General features: G+C 69.6%; 14 protein-coding genes and 1 pseudogene. 6 read left to right on the top strand and 9 right to left on the bottom strand.

What is annotated here, in order from left to right; genetic code table 11:
* Positions 1–353: 353 nt before the first annotated feature.
* Entirely contained in the window at positions 354–2,837 is a 2,484-nt protein-coding gene (locus IE273_RS42375; RefSeq protein ID WP_189820438.1) for a DEAD/DEAH box helicase, read from the bottom strand.
* 441 nt (positions 2,838–3,278) lie between these two features.
* Between IE273_RS42375 and IE273_RS42370 the strand changes: the two genes are divergently transcribed.
* From IE273_RS42370 to IE273_RS42355, 4 genes are all read left to right on the top strand, one after another.
* A complete protein-coding gene (locus IE273_RS42370) occupies positions 3,279–3,839 on the top strand; it encodes a TnsA-like heteromeric transposase endonuclease subunit (protein ID WP_373309505.1) in 561 nt (186 codons plus the stop codon).
* Between the two features lie 387 nt (positions 3,840–4,226).
* Entirely contained in the window at positions 4,227–6,008 is a 1,782-nt protein-coding gene (locus IE273_RS42365) for a TnsB C-terminal domain-containing protein (protein WP_373309504.1), read from the top strand.
* Between the two features lie 228 nt (positions 6,009–6,236).
* Positions 6,237–7,220 (top strand): TniB family NTP-binding protein, encoded by a 984-nt coding sequence (locus tag IE273_RS42360; RefSeq protein WP_189820437.1) that lies wholly within the window; start codon positions 6,237–6,239, stop codon positions 7,218–7,220.
* 122 nt (positions 7,221–7,342) lie between these two features.
* Positions 7,343–8,149 carry a hypothetical protein gene (locus IE273_RS42355; protein ID WP_189820436.1) on the top strand — a complete coding sequence of 269 codons (807 nt, stop codon included), beginning with the start codon at positions 7,343–7,345 and terminating at the stop codon, positions 8,147–8,149.
* 357 nt (positions 8,150–8,506) lie between these two features.
* Here the strand turns inward: IE273_RS42355 and IE273_RS42350 are convergent, their stop codons facing one another.
* The 6 genes from IE273_RS42350 to IE273_RS42325 form a co-directional block, all read right to left on the bottom strand.
* On the bottom strand, positions 8,507–9,016 hold the full coding sequence (locus IE273_RS42350) for a transglycosylase SLT domain-containing protein (protein WP_189820435.1): 510 nt from the start codon (positions 9,014–9,016) through the stop codon (positions 8,507–8,509).
* Between the two features lie 280 nt (positions 9,017–9,296).
* Positions 9,297–10,232 carry an AAA family ATPase gene (locus tag IE273_RS44535; RefSeq protein WP_229888124.1) on the bottom strand — a complete coding sequence of 312 codons (936 nt, stop codon included), beginning with the start codon at positions 10,230–10,232 and terminating at the stop codon, positions 9,297–9,299.
* Between the two features lie 43 nt (positions 10,233–10,275).
* A complete protein-coding gene (locus IE273_RS44530; protein ID WP_268257551.1) occupies positions 10,276–10,764 on the bottom strand; it encodes a DUF4145 domain-containing protein in 489 nt (162 codons plus the stop codon).
* A gap of 24 nt (positions 10,765–10,788) precedes the next feature.
* A complete protein-coding gene (locus IE273_RS42335) occupies positions 10,789–10,962 on the bottom strand; it encodes a hypothetical protein (RefSeq protein WP_189820434.1) in 174 nt (57 codons plus the stop codon).
* A gap of 562 nt (positions 10,963–11,524) precedes the next feature.
* Positions 11,525–12,178 (bottom strand): hypothetical protein, encoded by a 654-nt coding sequence (locus IE273_RS42330; protein ID WP_189820433.1) that lies wholly within the window; start codon positions 12,176–12,178, stop codon positions 11,525–11,527.
* 15 nt (positions 12,179–12,193) lie between these two features.
* Positions 12,194–12,514, bottom strand: coding sequence for a sigma-70 region 4 domain-containing protein (locus tag IE273_RS42325; RefSeq protein ID WP_189820432.1), 321 nt, complete (start codon positions 12,512–12,514; stop codon positions 12,194–12,196).
* A gap of 289 nt (positions 12,515–12,803) precedes the next feature.
* On the opposite strand from IE273_RS42325, the gene IE273_RS42320 reads away from it, so the two are divergent.
* A complete protein-coding gene (locus IE273_RS42320; protein ID WP_189820431.1) occupies positions 12,804–13,319 on the top strand; it encodes a hypothetical protein in 516 nt (171 codons plus the stop codon).
* Between the two features lie 86 nt (positions 13,320–13,405).
* On the opposite strand, the pseudogene IE273_RS45515 reads toward IE273_RS42320, so the two are convergent.
* Together IE273_RS45515 and IE273_RS42305 are read right to left on the bottom strand one after the other, a co-directional pair.
* Positions 13,406–14,470: pseudogene (locus IE273_RS45515) on the bottom strand (IS630 family transposase).
* Between the two features lie 191 nt (positions 14,471–14,661).
* Positions 14,662–15,201 (bottom strand): MarR family winged helix-turn-helix transcriptional regulator, encoded by a 540-nt coding sequence (locus IE273_RS42305; protein ID WP_189820430.1) that lies wholly within the window; start codon positions 15,199–15,201, stop codon positions 14,662–14,664.
* 68 nt (positions 15,202–15,269) lie between these two features.
* Here IE273_RS42305 and IE273_RS42300 point away from each other — a divergent pair.
* On the top strand, positions 15,270–16,413 hold a 1,144-nt coding region (locus tag IE273_RS42300; RefSeq protein WP_229888122.1), incomplete at its 3' end, for an MFS transporter.

Below are 16,413 nucleotides of genomic sequence, written 5' to 3'. Positions count from 1 at the left end.
GGTCTGCTCCGCAGACACGACGCGCCGCCGCTACGCGGCGGAAGAGCGCCGCGCTCCGCGCGGCCAGCCGGCCACTCCGTGGCCGGTGCGGCCAACTCCGTTGGCCGAGGCTCGGATCGCTCCGCGATCCGGCCTGACGGAATCCGCTCCGCGAATTCCTCAACTCGGCAGCTGGAGCGGCTGGTTAGGGGAGAGTCGACTGTACGCCGGATTCTGTTCCCGGGGTACTCACGCCATCGGCCGGTCAAGGGGTGGCTGCCCCCCTGCCGTACTCACAATCCCGACCTTCGGTCAGGTGATGCTTCTACCCTAGTGGCTTGGGGGTAGCTGTGGCGCCTTATGGAAGCAAAAAACTATGGGATCTCCGAGACTTGGCCGGGCTCCTCTGCGGAGAGTTCACGGTCTGTCGTGATCCAATCGCCCTTGAGGATCCCTATCATCAACTGGCTTTGTTTTTCGGTTAGTTGGCGCGAATTCTGCTTGGTGCGCACCTTGCAGAGCCAAGGGCCGATCATGATGCGCTCACCGTCGACTTCCATCCACTCCCGAGCACTGGGCGGGCGGCCCCAGCGCTCCACGAACAGAAGCAGGAGCTCCGCCGTCTGGTGAAAGGAGCGGCGGGTCCGTGTGCCGAGCGTGGCGCTTGTTTTCCGTGCGGGGCGCGGGACTTGATCGGGGGTCAGGCCGAGGCTGGTGAGGAGGGCGCGCTGGCTGTCCTCGAGCCGGGCCCAGGTAGTGAACTGACGGTGCAGCCAGCCGCCGGTCTTCACGCCGTCGATTACCAGGTCCCGGTGCAGCGTGGCGGGGTCGTGGCCGGCTTCGATGTGGCGGCGTAGCAGGTGGTATTTGCGGTGCCAGTCCGGGCCGTGAGGGAGCGTCCAGTTGGCGTCGAGGGTCGCGAGTTGAGCTTCGCGCGTGGGGTTGAGGTGGCCTTTGCGGGCCAGTGCGCGCTGGTCGACGAGGAATTGGCCACCGGGTTCGGTTGCGGGGATGGCGAGGTGACCGTAGGTGGTGTGGAAGGCCTCGACGGTGGTCATGTGGCCCTGCCAGGCGGCTTCGTGGGCGTCCCAGATCATGCCCAGGTCCTCGAGTTCGTCGATCCATTCGGCGGTGAGCGCGCCTTGGTGGTAGGCGGTGCGCTGCCCGTCGATGAAGGAGCCGAGGCGGTAGCCGTAGGCGTCTTCGTAGTCGGTCGGGACGCGCAGGTGGCTGTGCTCGGCGTGGTAGCGGACGGCGGCCGCGAGGCCGGCGCGGCGGGGCGCGGAGAGGACGGCGCCTGCTGCGGGCCAGGCAATAAGGTCCATCGCGCGGGCGATGTGGCCGGGATCGAGGGTGAAGTCGAAGCGGAAGCGGCGTGCGAGCAGTTGGTGGGTGTCGGTGGCCAGGCGGCGCTTGGTGTTTTTGCGTGGGGCGCGGGCGGCGATGGACTGGTCGTGGTGGCGCAGCGCGGCGGTGACCAGCCAGAGGGCTTCGTAGGGGGTGCCGAGGAGGTCGGTGGGGTCGGCGTCGGGTGGGGTGTAGGCGGGGATGACCAGGCTCGCTGTCTTGTGGTCGAGGGTGGGGGGTTTGCGTAGGGCGCGGCCGAGGGCCTGGACGATGCGGCGCACGCTCGCGGTGCGGTCCGCGAACACGATCGCGTCCACGGCCGGCAGGTCGACGCCCTCGCCCAGAACCTGCGCGTTGGTCAGGATGGAGCGGTCGGCGGCGATGAAGCGGTCCTGGATCTTCTGGCGCTGGTCGGGGGTGTGGGTGCCGTTGATTGACTGCACGCTCAAGTCGGGTGCCCAGGCGGGACGTTGGTCTGCGGGGAGGGTGCGCAGGGTGTGGGGGAACTGTCGGGCGAAGTCTGCGGCGTCCGCGATCTGCTGGAAGTAGACGATCACGTGCTTGAGGTCGTGCTCGCGCATGGCCTTGAGGATGGCCAGGTGCAGCGCGGTTGTCCGCCGGGCTGTGGGGCCGAAGCCGGCCTGAAGGTCGGTGTCGGTGAGGGCGCTGCGGAGGTCGGTGTCGGTGATGGTGGGGACGAGGAGCTGGTAGTCGGCCAGGACGCCGTCTTCTATCGCGTCGGCGTGGGAGTAGGTGTGCAGGCGTGGGCCGAACACCTTGGGATCGTCCATTGAGGCGACCGGGGATGGAGCCTCCCAGGAGGGAGCGGTCGCCGCGGTGCGCTTGGGTTGCGGGCGCCGGTCGGGGGCCTCGGTCAGGCGGGGGGCTTCCCACTCGTACGGGGTCGCGGTCAGGTAGAGGCGGCGGTTGGCCTGGATCCGGGTCTGGTCGTGGATCATCGTCCACTGTTTGTCCCAGCTGCCCGCGGTGCGGTGTGCCTCGTCCACGACCAGGAGGTCGAAGACGGGGACGGGGAAGATGGTGTGCTGGGTCTCCTCGATCCTGGGGAGGGAATCGAGGGTGACGAACACGGTCGCCCGCTCACGTTGTTTCCTGCGCTGAGCGAGCCAGTACGCCAGGTACTCCCCCGAGCTCGTGCTCACCGCTCCCGCGGCGGCGAGCAGCGGGTGCTTGCCGGCGTCGGCGGAGGAGACCGCCATCAGCGGCTCGTGGCGGCCGTCGGCGCGGGCCGTGGCCGCCCACTGTCCGATCAGATCCAGGGACGGCACCGCTACCAGGAGATGGCAGGCGTCGAGTTCGTCTGCTGCACGTAGCGCGATCAGGGTCTTGCCCGTCCCGCACGCGGAGACGATGTGCCCACGCGAGCCCGGGTTTCTCAGGTGTTGGGCGGCGCTGTCCACCGCGGCCTGTTGATCGGAGCGCAGCATCCGGCGGGGGACAGCGGGAGCGGGGACGGGGGGTGCGGCTGCGGGCTCGGAGGCAGGGGGCATCACGGACAACCTCGGCTCACGGCAGCAACGGGCGTGCCTCATCCTCCCGCATGGCGCGGGCCGGTACGGACCGTACGGGGAGCGGGCTCGGGCGTTCCGCACTTCCGCTGAGAATCACCTTTTTGAGTGGGACGAGCTGTGTTCGCGGGTTGTGCGTGGCCGGTACGACCTTGGCTGTCCGGTGTGGAGAAGGCGGAGTTACATGTGGTGCTCGGTGTGCTGCCGGGAGGTGGGGCGGGCGTGGAGGTCGCTTTCAGTAGTCCTGCCGGGCAGGTGGGACAGCTGTCGTGGGAGCAGGCGGTGACGTCGGTGCGGTTCGAGAAACTGGCGCCAGTGTCGGCGTTCCCGGTGGTGCCGGGGGGTCGGTGGGGACCGGGGTGGTGGTCGGCGACCACCGGGCGGCATGTGGTGCATGGGTCGGCCGCGATGCGCACGTAGCTGATGATCCTGGACCGGGAACCGGCGGTGACGGGTCTGGCTGGACGACCGGTTCGGTTCGTGTGGCGGGACGAGGCGGACGGTCGGGTGCGTTCGTGGGTCCCGCAAGTGTTCGCCCGGTACGCCGACGGCACCGGCCTGTTCGCGGACTGCCCCTCGGGCCCGGCCGCGGGTGGGGTCAGGGCGCAGCGGGCTGGGGCGGTGCTGAAGGCGGCGTGTGCGCGGGTGGGGTGGGTGTACCGGCGGCTGGAGCCGCCGTCTGCGGTAGTGGCGGCGAATCTGCGGTGGCTGGCTGGCTATCGCCATCCCCGGTACCAGGGGGCGCCGGAGCTGGTGGCCTTGGTGGCTGAGGCGTTCGCCGTGTCGCGGCCGCTGTTCGACGGGGCGGCATCGGTGGGTGATCCGCTGCAGGTCTTGCCTGCCGTCTACCACGCTTGGTGGTCAGGGGAGTTGGTGATGGGACTCGATGAGCCGCTGCATGGCGGATCGCTGTTGTGGGTGCCTGCTGATGGCGGCCCGGGGCGTGGATGGGGAGCGGGAATCGACATGCTGGGTGGGGAGTGAGCGCGGTGGGCGGCAGTAAGGGGAAGGGCCGGCCGGTGGTGGAGGTCGGGGCGCACGTCGTCTATCAGGGGCGGACGTTTCAGGTGGCCGCGTTGCGGGGGCAGCAGGTGTCTTTGCTGGATGAGGGCGGTGCGGATACGTCGTTGCTGTTGAACCGGTTGTTCGCTGATCCGGGCTTTGAGGTGGTGGGCGCGCGGGCGCTGGACGTGGTGCCGCAGTGGGGGTTGTTCGAGACGGTACCGGTGGCGGAGCAGCAGCGTGCGTTGGCGTGGCTGCCGCACATCCGGGAGGTGGAGACCGGGTGGCCGGGAGGGGCAGGTGATGCGGGAGGAGTACGACCCGGAGCGGTGGACGCTGGCGCAGCGGGAGGTGGCCTAGGCGAAGGAGATGACGGCGCTCGGGTTTCCGCGGGTGTCGCGTTTGACGGTGCAGAAGATGCGGCTGGTGTATCGCAAGCAGGGATTGTGGGGGCTGGTCGATATGCGCACGGTGCCCACGCGCAGCCGCCGTCCGACGGGTTACGCCGACGAGCGGGTCGTGGCCGCGGTGCTGGAGGCGCTGCGTCGGCAGCGGGGTCGGTCGAAGGGGACGGTGAAGGGGCTGCAGGTGCTGGTCGGGCAGATCCTGGAGGAGACGCACGGGCGCGGGGTGGTGGAGATGCCGTCGCGGTCGTCGTTCTACCGGCTGGTGAGCGTGCTGGCCGATCCGGCCGATCGGCTGGGGTACGGGGCACGGGCTGCTACCGCGCCGGGGCGGGGGCCAGTGGCGCCGGTGGTGCTGCGGCCCGGGGAGCAGGTGCAGATCGACACCACCCGCCTGGACATCACGGCCGTGCTGGAGGACGGCAGTCTGGGGCGGCCTGAACTCTCGATCGCGGTGGACGTGGCGACGCGGTCGATCCTGGCGGCGGTGCTGCGCCCGCACGGCACGAAGGCCGTGGACGCGGCGCTGTTGCTGGCCGAGATGGCTGTTCCCCACGTCGCCCGGCCCACCTGGCCTGCGGCGCTGCGTCTGTCACGGGCCGAGGTGCCCTATGTGCGGATGCTGTCGCTGGATGCACGGCTGGAAGGGGCGGCGGCCCGTCCCGTGATCGTGCCGGAGACGATCGTCGTGGACCGCGGGAAGATCTATGTCTCCGAGAGCTTCGTCGCCGCCTGCGAGACGCTCGGGGTGAGCGTGCAGCCTGCCCCGCCACGGCGCCCCCGGGCCAAAGGAGTGGTGGAACGGACCTTCGGATCGATCAACGACCTGTTCTGCCAGCACGTCGCCGGCCATACCGGCTCCAGCGTCGCGTGCCGGGGCCGGGACACCGTGGCGGAGGCGCAGTGGACGATCCCGCAACTGCAGGACTTCCTGGACGAGTGGATCGTCTGCTGGCAGAACCGGCCGCACGAGGGCCTGCGCCACCCGATGCTGGCGAAGACAGCGCTCACCCCGAACGAGATGTGGGCCGCGCTGATCACCGTGTGCGGGTACGTGCCCGTGCCGCTGACCGGAGTCGACTGGCTGGAGCTGCTGCCGGTGCGGTGGCAGCGGATTACCGAACGCGGCATCCGCATCGACTACCGCACCTACGACCACGAAGTCCTCGACCCCCGCCGCGGCCGGTGCTCGGACGCCGAGGTCAAGGGCGGCAAGTGGGGAGTCCACCACAACCCGCATGATGCCCGGCAGATCTGGGTCCGCCTTGGCGACGGACAGTTCCACGAGATCCCGTGGGTCCACCGCGACCACGTCCATCGGCCCTTCAACGAGCAGATGTGGCGCCATGTCCGCGACGAGGTTGAGCAGCGCGGTGAGCGTGAGCAGCACGAAGCCGAACTCGCCGACGTCCTCGACCAGTTGCTCCGTCGCACCCGCGGCACAGGAGCGGGAGCACCATCGAAACGGCGGGGCCGCAGGAGCCCCGTCACCGCCCCCGGCAGCACGGCCGTACTCGAGGGCCTCGCCGTCGGCCTGCCAGCGCCACGCCAGTCGGCCGTCGCGGACAGCGGCCAGGCCTCGGAGCCCGCGGTCGCGGCGTCTGCTGTGCCCGACGGTGCGGTGGATGCCACGGCCGCAGACGAAAGGACGGCGCAGAGCGACCTGGTGCCGGACGAGGGGTGGGGAGGGCGAGAGCCTGGACGACCTCGCCGCCGCTGGCCCGGCTGCCGGGCCCGATGTGGATGAGGCGGCTGAAACAGACGCGGGCGCATCGCCGGCTGGTGTGCGTGCCGGTGGATACGGGCTGTGGGACGCCGAAGCGGAGGCCGAACAGTGGTGAACGGCCCGTCGGACAGGGGAGGAGCGTCGAAGGCCGGCGCCACTTCAACCGCGCGCCGACCGGCGGACTCTGGGGTAAGCACCGAAGACGTCGCGGGTGGTGAGGGCGGCAACAGGCAGGCGCAGCCCGGTTCGGTGACGGTGTGGGACGGGTTCGCCCGCTTCGCCACCATACCCGTCGCGGCTCCTCCTGAGCCGGGGGCGCCGCAGCGCAGCCTGGCCGAACGCCTGGCCTACCACTCGCAGTTCGTCACCGTACGCACCCCGGCGGTCGACGTGCTCGCCAAGCAGGTACGCACCCTGATGCTGCTGGTCCGCCACCAGCAGGTCACCGCACGCCCGTCCCTGATCGTCACCGGCCCCGCCGGGGCCGGGAAGACCACCGCGCTGTTCCAGGTCGGGCGCGCCTGCCACCTCGCCCGCATCCGGCGCCAGGGCGAGATGGCCACGGCGGTGGGTGGGCAGGTGCCGGTCGCCTATGTGCTGGTGCCGCCCGCCGCCAGTGCCAAAACCCTCGCCCTGGAATTCGCCCGCTACCTCGGCATCCCCGCCACCGCCCGCATGTCCCAGGCATCAATCGTCAACAGCGTCTGCCACGCCTGCACCGCGGCTAGCGTGCAGTTGGTGGTGATCGATGAGATCCACCGGCTCAACCCCCGTACCGCTACCGGCGCCCAGAGCGCCGACCTGCTCAAAGACCTCACCGAACGCATCGGGGTGACGTTCGTGCACGCGGGCATCGACGTCACCGCCACACCGTTGTTCACCGGGGTGCGAGGGGCGCAGCTCGCCGCACGCGCCAGCCTCGTCGACTGCGCCCCCTTCCCCACCCGCGACGGCGAGCACGAGCCTTTCAAGGACCTGGTGCGGGCGTTGGAGAACGCACTCGACCTGCGCCACCACAGGGCCGGGAGTCTGGTGCGGCTGGCGCCGTACGTGCACGCGCGCACCGCCGGCAGGATCGGATCCTTGACGCGGCTGATCAAGCAAGCGGCCCTGGCCGCGCTGACCGACGGCACCGAACGCATCACCAAAACCACCCTCGACGCCATCCGCCTGGACCACCTCGCCGAACAGCACGACCGGCCCCGGGCACCGACCAGGTCCGGCTCCCGGTGAGCCGGACAAGCCTCGTGGCCCTTTCGGCACAGCCACCCGATACCGCACGAGGCGGCGCACCCGCCGCCGGTACATGGACGCAGCTCCCGCCCCGGGCGCCGGGCGTGTTCCGGGTACGGCCATTGCCCTTCGAAGCGACCGCCTCCTACCTGCAGCGCCTTGTCTATGCCTACCGGCTGGCACTGCCCCAGCTCTGCGACGGGGCCGGGATCACCCTGAACGGACAGGGCACCACGCCTGCGGCCGGGCTGGTCCTCTCCCCCACCGCGACGGGTCGCATCGCCGTCCTGAGCCGAATCCCGATGACTCACCTCACCCGCGCCCTGCCCCACCTGGCCCAAGACGGCGCGATTGCAGGTGGCGCGGCCACCGCGCGCTGGACGTCTTTCAACGCCCTGGGCCGGCCCGTGGCCGCCTGCACCCTGTGCACACGGCACCGCAGCCAGGGCACGACCGGGACAGCACGGGTCTACCGGCCCTGGCACCAGCTGGTCTGCCCCGACCCCAGGCTCAACACCCCGCTGCATACCGCGGCGGTCGCCGCACTGGCCGCCGCGTACAGCGCCCACCAGCGCCTGCGGCGCCACCCCCGCGAGGCAAGCGTGTGGATGACGGCACACGCGATCACCATCCGCTGGTACGACCACCAACAACACTTCACCGACCGGTGGCGCCACCGGCTGCACCAACTCACCCTGGCCGACCCCCATCTGGAGGGAAGGGGAAACGCTTCAGCCGTGCTCCTGGCCCGTGACCTGGTGATCTACCCCGAAACCGTCACCCTCGCCCGCATCCTGGCCACCCTCCCCCACCGGACACAGCACCTGCGAGAGGTCCTCACCGCGACCGGCCACCGCCTCGGACTCACCCGGTTCTCCCCTACCACCAGCGATGCACTGGCCATCTACCTCACATGCACACGCCACTGACCAGTGGCAACGGGCACCGCACACGGCCACACCCCGCCTGTTACCTCTCGACGCACCATTTCATCGGCAACAAACCCGAGATCAATCCCATGGAACTACAGAACCCCAGCCCCCCCGAACAACCAGACCGAACACCCGCTGCCTGGCCCCGCCCCGGCCCCTCGCAACACACCCGTCCGAGCCCCAAATCCCCATCCAGAAAAGAAACACCAGGCCGCAACAACCCGACTACCGCAGAACTACAGCTCTGTGACAGTTGTCACCTTGGCAGGCGGGTTGTCACCTGTCGAGGAGGCTGCTGCTTGACGCTCACGTCGAGCAGCAGCTTGTAGCTGGGCGAAGTTCCGCTGCAATGGCTCAGTACGCGGAGTTGACGTTGTCGATGGAGCCGTAGCGGTGGGCGGCGTAGTTGGCGGCGGCGGTGATGTTGGCGACCGGGTCGGTGGAGTTGTTGGCGGTGCCGGCGACGTGGAATGCCTTGAACGTGGGGTCGATGACCTGGAGCAGGCCCTTGGAGGGGATGCCGTTCTTGGCGTTGACGTCGTAGTTGTTCTGGGCGTTGGGGTTGCCGCTGGACTCGCGCATGATGTTGCGGTGCAGGCCCTCGTAGGTGCCGGGGATGCCCTTGGCCTTCATGATGGCCAGGGACTGCTTGATCCAGCCGTCGAGGTTGTTCGCGGCGCCCTTGGCACCGGCGGGGTCGGCGGCCTTGGAGGCGATGGCGGGGGCGGCCTTGGGGGCCTCGGCGGCGTGGGCGGTGGCCGGCGTCAGTGTCAGGGCCGCGGCCGCGGCGCCGGTGGTGACCAGGCCGGTGACGGCCAGGTTGCGCAGACGGGCGAGGCGGGACGCAGCGGTGATCGCGGTCATGGGGGTCTCCTACGGGACGTCTTTGAGGCGCCGGCCGGATCATCCGGTCGCGGCCTGTCGGGCGTCGGGGCGAGGCCCCGCACAGCGCGGCGAGCAAGGGCGGCCCCGGCGATCCCGCCCGGCCCGACCCGCTGCTTGCGGCGACGACAGACATGGTTAGCGACCGCGAGAACGGGAGGCAAGACTGTGACCTACTACCCAAGGGCGTAGAAATTGCCATAATTCGGTCATTCCGTGGCTTTCCTGTGCGTCAGACCGCTGTGCGGCTCTACGATCCCGCTTAGGACGTGACCTGCCTCTCGTGGGTGGCGTCACGCGGAGAGCCGGAAAACCAGGCCTCCGGCCGGGCCTGCTCCACCCGGAAGAGGGCAGCGTGCAGCTCGGAAATGCGTACATGTGACCGGTCCGGCCCTCGCCAGGGTGGCTGCGGGATGCTGATGCGGGCTCGGCGGGCCCGCCGGCAGGGGCCCGCGTACTTCCTGGCCTCGGCCAGGAAACCGAGCACCGTCGTCCGGGCGGACGGGCCCACTTGCGGGCAGGCCAGACGCTGCCTGCCGCGGACGCCGTCGGTGCCGCCGGCCAGCCACTCGTACACGGCCACGTCGACCCAGGCAGCCTGCGCGACGCTGCGGGTCTGGCCGTACCTGCCCACGATGTAGGAGGCGTAGGCGAGGTGGGTGCCGGGGACGGGGCGACCGGCGACCGAGGACGTCCAGTGCTCCGCCGTCTTCGGGCCGGTGTAGCCGCCCGCCGCGTCCGGGCCCTTGCGCGTGGGATCGGCGCAGAACGTCTCGTAGGCGCCGTACACCGTCATGCCCGGCGGCCCGGATGCGCCGATATGGGAGCTGGCGGCGTGGCCATCGCTGTCGGGGACCGCGTAGCCCGGTCCGAACTTGCCGTCGCTTCCCGTCGGGCAGGCGGGCAGGCGGGTGCGCTGGTGGAGCCAGGAGCGCAGGATGTACGCGCGCAGCCGAAGGCCGTCGCCGAAAACTTTCGCCGCACGGCAGGACGGGGCGAGAGGGATCAGGCGTCCGCTGGCCGCGTCCACGGCGTGGGCCACCAGCTTCATCACCGTGGTCTTTCCGGCGCCCGCCGGGCCGAGACCTGCCGGCAGCAGTCGCTCGGACAGGACGAAGGGGGAGGCGGGCGCACGCTGCCCGGCGTCCGTCGGACCGCGGTGGAGAGCGGCGACGCGGGCGAACGTTGCTCGGCCCACCGGCGGGATCACGCTCGTGCGGGCGGCGGCCAGGAGCCGGTCCTCAGCGGCGCTCTGCTGCAGCGAACAGGCTGACGGTGCAAGGGCAGGCCAGGTACGGCAGGACGGCCTGCAAGAGCGTGCCGGCTGACCACCCTGCCCCTTCGACACCCGGGCCGGCTGGAGCGCGCCTCCGTCTGCCAGCCCTTGGCCAGGGCGTGGAAGGCGGCGGGTTCACCGCCTCGGCCTTGTGCGCTGTACGCCGCGCGAGCCGGGCCTCCGCCATCCGCTGTCGTTCAGCGGGCTGGACGCACAAGACCAGTACCGCCACCTTAATCAGGTCAGCGACGTCGGCGATCTCGTCGGGCGCGTACTCCAGACCGTCGCGGACGGAGTCATTGCCGAGCAGCCGGGCCTCGTGAAATCCGTCGATCACCGGCTGAGGCACACGGAGCCGGGCCAAGTCGCCGAACATCGCATGCAAGCTCTTCCCCCGAGCTCCGCGCTCCTTGCAGATAGCTTCCGCCACGGACCGGTAACCGACCACAGCCAGTCGGAAGGCAGCCGCCGCCTCGGCTCACCCAGCCTCCAGGAAGAGGTCACAGACCTCGCCCGGGGCGTCCTGCGAGAGAGGACACGGCTCCCGCACCGGCCCCACCCGAGAGATGAACGTCTGCTCCCGCCTGACGGCAATATGCTCGTTGCCCTCCATGGGGAAGCGGATGACTGAGTACAGCTCGATCACTGCCATGTCGCAAAAGTCGCATGACCAGACCTGCTCCTCCACATGCCGACCTCACGGTTGCACAATGCCCGGAGTTTTCAGTTGGGGATCGATCCAGCGGAGGTTACGCAAGGACATCACGACCCGATTCGCGCAGTGCGGGCACTCAGACTGGCGCTTGGGGCCCTGCGCGTGGACGCGGGCGCCGGCGTGCAGGCGAAGTGCACGAGTGGGAGTCCTCTCGAAGATCACAGAGCGGTTCGGGATCTCCGTAAGAGGCACCCGCACGCGACCCGCCCGGCAATCGGCAACGGATATACCCGATCGCGGGTCAAATCGATCACCGACAGGCACAGAGGACCCTTCGGCGCAGGATTCGGGCAGGCACCGGGTCTTCTCCGGAAGGCCCGTTCTCGGGATCGATGACGCGCTCAGCGAGCGGAACACCCCCGCGTCGGCGGGGAGGACACCTGGGAGATCTGCAGGCCCTTGCGAGTCGGGGCATACGCCCTGACGCCCACAGATGTCTGATCCGTGGGCGTCAGGGCGTGGCGTTCAACCGAAGGCAGGCCGATCGTCCTCAGCCTGATCAGTAGGCGTCGACGAGTTCCTCGATCTGGCCGGCGAGGCGATGGTCGGGCTGGTGGAACTCGCCGGCGGCTTCGCCGGCCTTGAGACGCTCCACGGCCTTGCGCAGGACACCCGGGGTGTCGACGTTGAGATGCGTCCATGCCGGCGGCGGGACGAAGTCGTCGTCCCTCGGCCCCAGGACGACATGCTGGTGCCACCAGTGGTCGGCGTCGCGGAGGTCGCCGCGGCGTGTGTGGAACAGGTACAGGCAGTAGGCGGCGGTGGCGTTGCCAGCGCGGGCGCGGGCGGCGAATTGCCACCACCACATCGCTCCGTCGGGCTTCTTGGCAAGGTCGAGCACGCAGCCGAAATGGAGTGCTCCTTCGGGGTCGACGGGGCTGTCGGCGATGCGGGCGAGGTGTTCAGAGGCGTCGACGCTGCGCAGGAGCTGGCGGCACAGGGCCTGCAGGGTGTGGTCGGCGCGTTCCAGCCTGACGAGGTGGTGGCGCATGGGGGTGGGGCGCTCGCCGAACATGAGCACTGCGGTGACGTCTCGGACGATCTCTTCTTTGAGGTCGTCGAGTTCGGCGTCGAGTTCGGCGTCGGTGACAGTGTCGGTGTCGGGGATGGCCGCCTGGTCGAGGATGTGGTCCAGCTTGCGCGGCACGGTCACCCCTTCTCCTCGTCGTCACGCAGGTCGATGCCGAGTTTGGCGGCGATGTGCTTTACGGGCCTGACGGCGGTGCGTGCGCACGGTGCCCGCGCTGATTCCCATGATGCCGGCGACACGGCTGCACGGGTAGCCCAGCACGTAGTGCAGGATGATCACGTCGAACTGCCCGACCGGCAGGGCGGCTATGGCCGTGTAGAGGCCGAGCCGGGAGTCCGCGGCGGCCAACTGCGAACGCATGGCCCCCGGCACTGCCCGCACGGCGTCGTGGACCGCGGTGGTCCGGTCGTTCGCCGACGCGGCCGTGCTGCGGCCGTCGACGGTAGGGGCGACCGTCATCCGTGCGTGCGTCTCCACACGCAGCTTCAGCGCCCGCCACACGTAGGCTTATTGCCGATCACCAGGAAGAATCCTCCGCCGCGCCAGCTACACGATCAACCCCCGAAGGACTTCCGAACGCGACCACCTAAGTCGGAGCACATGATCAGACGTAGGCCGTGTTCTCGTGCGGGACATCCCTGTTCAGGTGATCATGTTCGGGACGTATTACGAGCCCTGCGGATACAACGTCGGGTAATGGTCAGGAAGCGGTGGCTGTGGTGGGGTCTTCTCGGAGAGACTCCTGGGCGTGCCTGACAACTCGCTGTTCGTCGCTGGCCTTACAGGTCTGACGGCGATCGTGGCCAGCTCGCTGGCGAGCTGGCTGACCAGCAGGGGCAACGCCCGCGCTGCCCGAGTCCAGGTCGATGCGACTACTGAGGCGCAGCGCCGCGAAGGCACCCGTCAGACTCGGCGGGCCGCTTACCTGAACCTCATTGAGCAGGCCCAGGTCGTTGCTGACGGGCTCCGGGGAGTCGACGGTCTCTCGACCACCGAGTCTGCAGCCGCGTTGACTGCCCACCGCGACCGGCATCAGCAGTTGCGTCGGGCGGTAACACTGATTGACCTGGCAGGCCCTTCCACGGTCCAAGCCCCAGCATCGAATCTGTTGATCATGTCGGGCACGCTCACCACTGCTCTAGCAGCCATGGCCGAGAACGCTAGCCGGGAAAACCGCCGTGAGTTCCAAGAAACGTTGCGAGCCTACATTCGGCTGATCACGCCTTTCGTTGACGCAGCTGCCACAGCACCGAATGAGACGTAGTCGCACTGGTGAGCACGATTCGGAGCGGCCGCACCTTAAAGAACAAGCAGCTACTGAGCTTGAACTCGTGACGTCGTCTTCGGTGATCAGGGGTTGATGGTCAGTCCCGTCTCGGTAAGGCAGCCGTCCATGAGGTGGCTGCGGTACTGGATGTGGCGGAGACCGCGCCGGATACGCCGGGCGAGATGTTCGGGGGGCGCTGAAGGCGACGGTGGAGAGCCGGCCGCGCCGCAGCAGCGACCAGATGCCTTCCACGGGGTTGAGGTCGGCTGCGTAGGGCGGCAGGTAGCAGATGGTCAGCCAGTCCCGGGCTGCCGCCCATTCCCTCAGGTCGGCAGCCTTGTGAACGTTGAGATTGTCCCAGACCAGCACGATGGGACCGCCGAGCTGCTGGTGTGCCGCGATGAGCAGGTCGCGGTAATCGCGCCAGGAGAAGCTCTTACGTCCGTCGCGGTTGCCGTCGTCACGGCGCGGCCGATAGATCAGCCTCGAGCGGTGGCCGGGTTTGCAGCAGGCCAACGCTGCGATGGAGATGCGTCTGCGGGAACGGCCGCGGACCCGCACCACCGGGGTGCGGCCACGGAGCGACCAGGTCTTCGCCTGCGGCGGCGCCATGGAGAAGCCGGCTTCGTCCTCGAACACGAGCCAGGCTCCACGGGCCGCCGCGAGTCTTCCGCGCAGGGCCAGGTCTCCTTCACCCAACCGGCCACGGCCTCGTCGTCGCGTTCCATCGCCCGGCGGGCGGGGACCTGGCAGGACCAGCCGTTGCGCACCAGCAGCTTGCGCACGCCCTGGATCGTGTAGGTCAGGTGGAAACGCCGGCCGATCACCGTCTTCACACGGCTCAGGGTCCAGCGCTGGTCCTCCCAGCCGTGCGCGGCCGGCCCCTTGGCCAGCTCCGCCTCCAACTGCGCGAACTGCCTCTCGCTCAGTCTCGGCACCGACGCCGGCCCCTGCGACCGCAGAGCACACGGACCACCCTCTTCCCATGCCTGCCGCCACCGCTGCACCGACCGGACACTGACGCGCAGGTCCCTGGCGATCACCGAACTCGCCTCGCCCCGGGCGAAGCGCTCGGCCGCCTGGAGCCGTAACCCCTCGCGGAACTGCTGACGTTCCGCAGTCAGCCCGCCACCCTGCGGATACCGCATACCCCGGTGATATCGCAGGCGACTTCCACCCGTCAGCCCCTACGACACCACGAGTTCAACCTCAGTAAGTCTCTGTTTTCAATCCGATCTTGCGGGGTGTCGGTCGAACGTGAGTGTCCTTGGGTAGCTGCGGCGGCGGCCAGCGAGATACTGAGACCTGACGGCGAGAAGCAACACCATCGACTCGGGGTTCACCGGTGGCGGGCGTCCGCTTCCGCCTGGATCAGCATCCGCTTGAGCAGGGCGCTGAGTGCGTCCTGCTCTGCCGGGTCGAGCGGGGCGACCATCGAGTCCTCCGCCTGCCCGCGCAGCTCCATCGCGGCCAGCCAGCGGGTGCGCCCCGCCTCGGTGAGCTCCACGTCCACCCGGCGTCGGTCCTGACTGCTGCGCACACGCCGCACCAGCCCCGACTGTTCCAGGGTGTCCAGACGGCCTGTCATGCCGGCAGGAGAGAGCATGAGTTCAGCCGCTAGCTCGGAGGGGGTGGCCCGCCCCGGGGCCTCGCGCGCGCCGAGCCGGTGCAGTGTGGCGAACTCGAACTCCTGCAGGCCAACCTCGGCCAGGGCGCGGTCCTTGGCTTGGCCGACATGCTTGGCCAGGAGCTGAATGCGGGTGATGATCCCCTCCACCCGCGCGTCGAACGGGGCCTTGCCGCGCCAGCGCGCAAGGTGCACGTCGACGGAGTCGTCCCCTTCTGCGGGCCGCTCCCGGCCCTGACTCTCGGTGTCCATGCCATCAGTATGCTACGCCAGCTTATATTTCGTTGCCAAACGATTAGCTGGCGAAATACTGTGCGCGCATGACGCCACCCATGCGCCGACTGCTGGTCGGCCGTACCTGCGCGGCGCTGGCCACCGCGCTGATACCCACCACGCTCACGCTCGCGCTGCTTCGAGGACACACCGCAGGTTCGACGGGCTCGGCAGGGGATCTGGGCCTGGTGCTGGCATGCGAACTGCTGCCCATGCTGGTGCTGCTGCCGGTCGCCGGCGTGCTGGCGGACCGCTTCCCGCCACAGCGGGTCGTGCTCGCTGCCGATCTGCTCAGGGGCGCGGCGCAGACCGCGATCGGCGCGGAGCTGCTCTGCGGCCTGGTCCGGGTGCCCGACCTCGCCGTGCTCGCCGCGGTCACCGGCGCCGCGGTCGCCTTCGGCACCCCAGCGGTGCGCACCCTGGTCGCGGCGACCGTCGACGCCGAGCAGCGGCTGCGGCTGAACTCGCGGCTGGACGTCGCCACCGGCCTGGCCCAGACCGCCGGCCCTGCTACGGCGGGCGGCATGATGCTGATGCTCGGCGCCGGCTGGTCCTCGCTACTGACCGGCGCGCTCTTCATCGGCTCCGCGACCACCCTGGGCGGCCTGCACACCCGCCGGGCCACCAGGCCGGCCGACGGCGGCCACGCGGGGTTCCGGGCCCAGTTGCGCGAAGGCTGGACCGAGACCCGGCGCCACCGCTGGTTCCTCACCAATGTGCTGGGCCACGGAGTATGGCATCTGGCGGCCGGCTTCCTGCTCACCCTGGGACCGCTGATCGCTGTCCGGAGCATGGGCGGTGACGGCGCGTGGGTCCTGGTGGCCCAGCTGGGGACCGTCGGCATGCTGGTCGGTGCTTTTGCCGCAGGACGGCTGCCGATGCGCCGCCCGCTGGTCGGCGTGGCCGTGGGCGCGGCCGTCTACGCGCTGCCGCTGGCGGCCTTCGGGCTGGGACTGGCGCTGCCCTGGGCGGCATCTGCGTACTTCCTGGCGATGTTCGGTCTAGGAGTGCTCAGCCCGCTGTGGGAGACCGCCATCCAGCACCGCATCCCGCAGGAGGTGCTCGGGCGGGTAGGCTCCTTCGACACGCTGATCTCGTTTGCCGCCCGCCCGTTGGGCCTGGCCGTGGCCGTTCCGGTTGCCACCCTCCTCGGCACCTCGGCACCACTGCTGGCAGGTGCGGTACTCGTCG

Source organism: Streptomyces olivaceoviridis (assembly GCF_014650115.1).
In the GTDB taxonomy this organism is placed as follows: Bacteria; Actinomycetota; Actinomycetes; order Streptomycetales; family Streptomycetaceae; genus Streptomyces; species Streptomyces olivaceoviridis.
This window is presented reverse-complemented; position numbering and strand designations above follow the sequence as displayed.

Bases quoted from the DNA above. Each gene is read 5' to 3' on its own strand.
- IE273_RS42305 (WP_189820430.1), bottom strand. From the start codon at position 15,201: ATGGACACCGAGAGTCAGGGCCGGGAGCGGCCCGCAGAAGGGGACGAC.
- IE273_RS42370 (WP_373309505.1), top strand. From the start codon at position 3,279: ATGATCCTGGACCGGGAACCGGCGGTGACGGGTCTGGCTGGACGACCG.
- IE273_RS42335 (WP_189820434.1), bottom strand. From the start codon at position 10,962: ATGGCAGTGATCGAGCTGTACTCAGTCATCCGCTTCCCCATGGAGGGC.
- IE273_RS42365 (WP_373309504.1), top strand. From the start codon at position 4,227: ATGACGGCGCTCGGGTTTCCGCGGGTGTCGCGTTTGACGGTGCAGAAG.
- IE273_RS42350 (WP_189820435.1), bottom strand. From the start codon at position 9,016: ATGACCGCGATCACCGCTGCGTCCCGCCTCGCCCGTCTGCGCAACCTG.
- IE273_RS42325 (WP_189820432.1), bottom strand. From the start codon at position 12,514: ATGACGGTCGCCCCTACCGTCGACGGCCGCAGCACGGCCGCGTCGGCG.
- IE273_RS42375 (WP_189820438.1), bottom strand. From the start codon at position 2,837: ATGCCCCCTGCCTCCGAGCCCGCAGCCGCACCCCCCGTCCCCGCTCCC.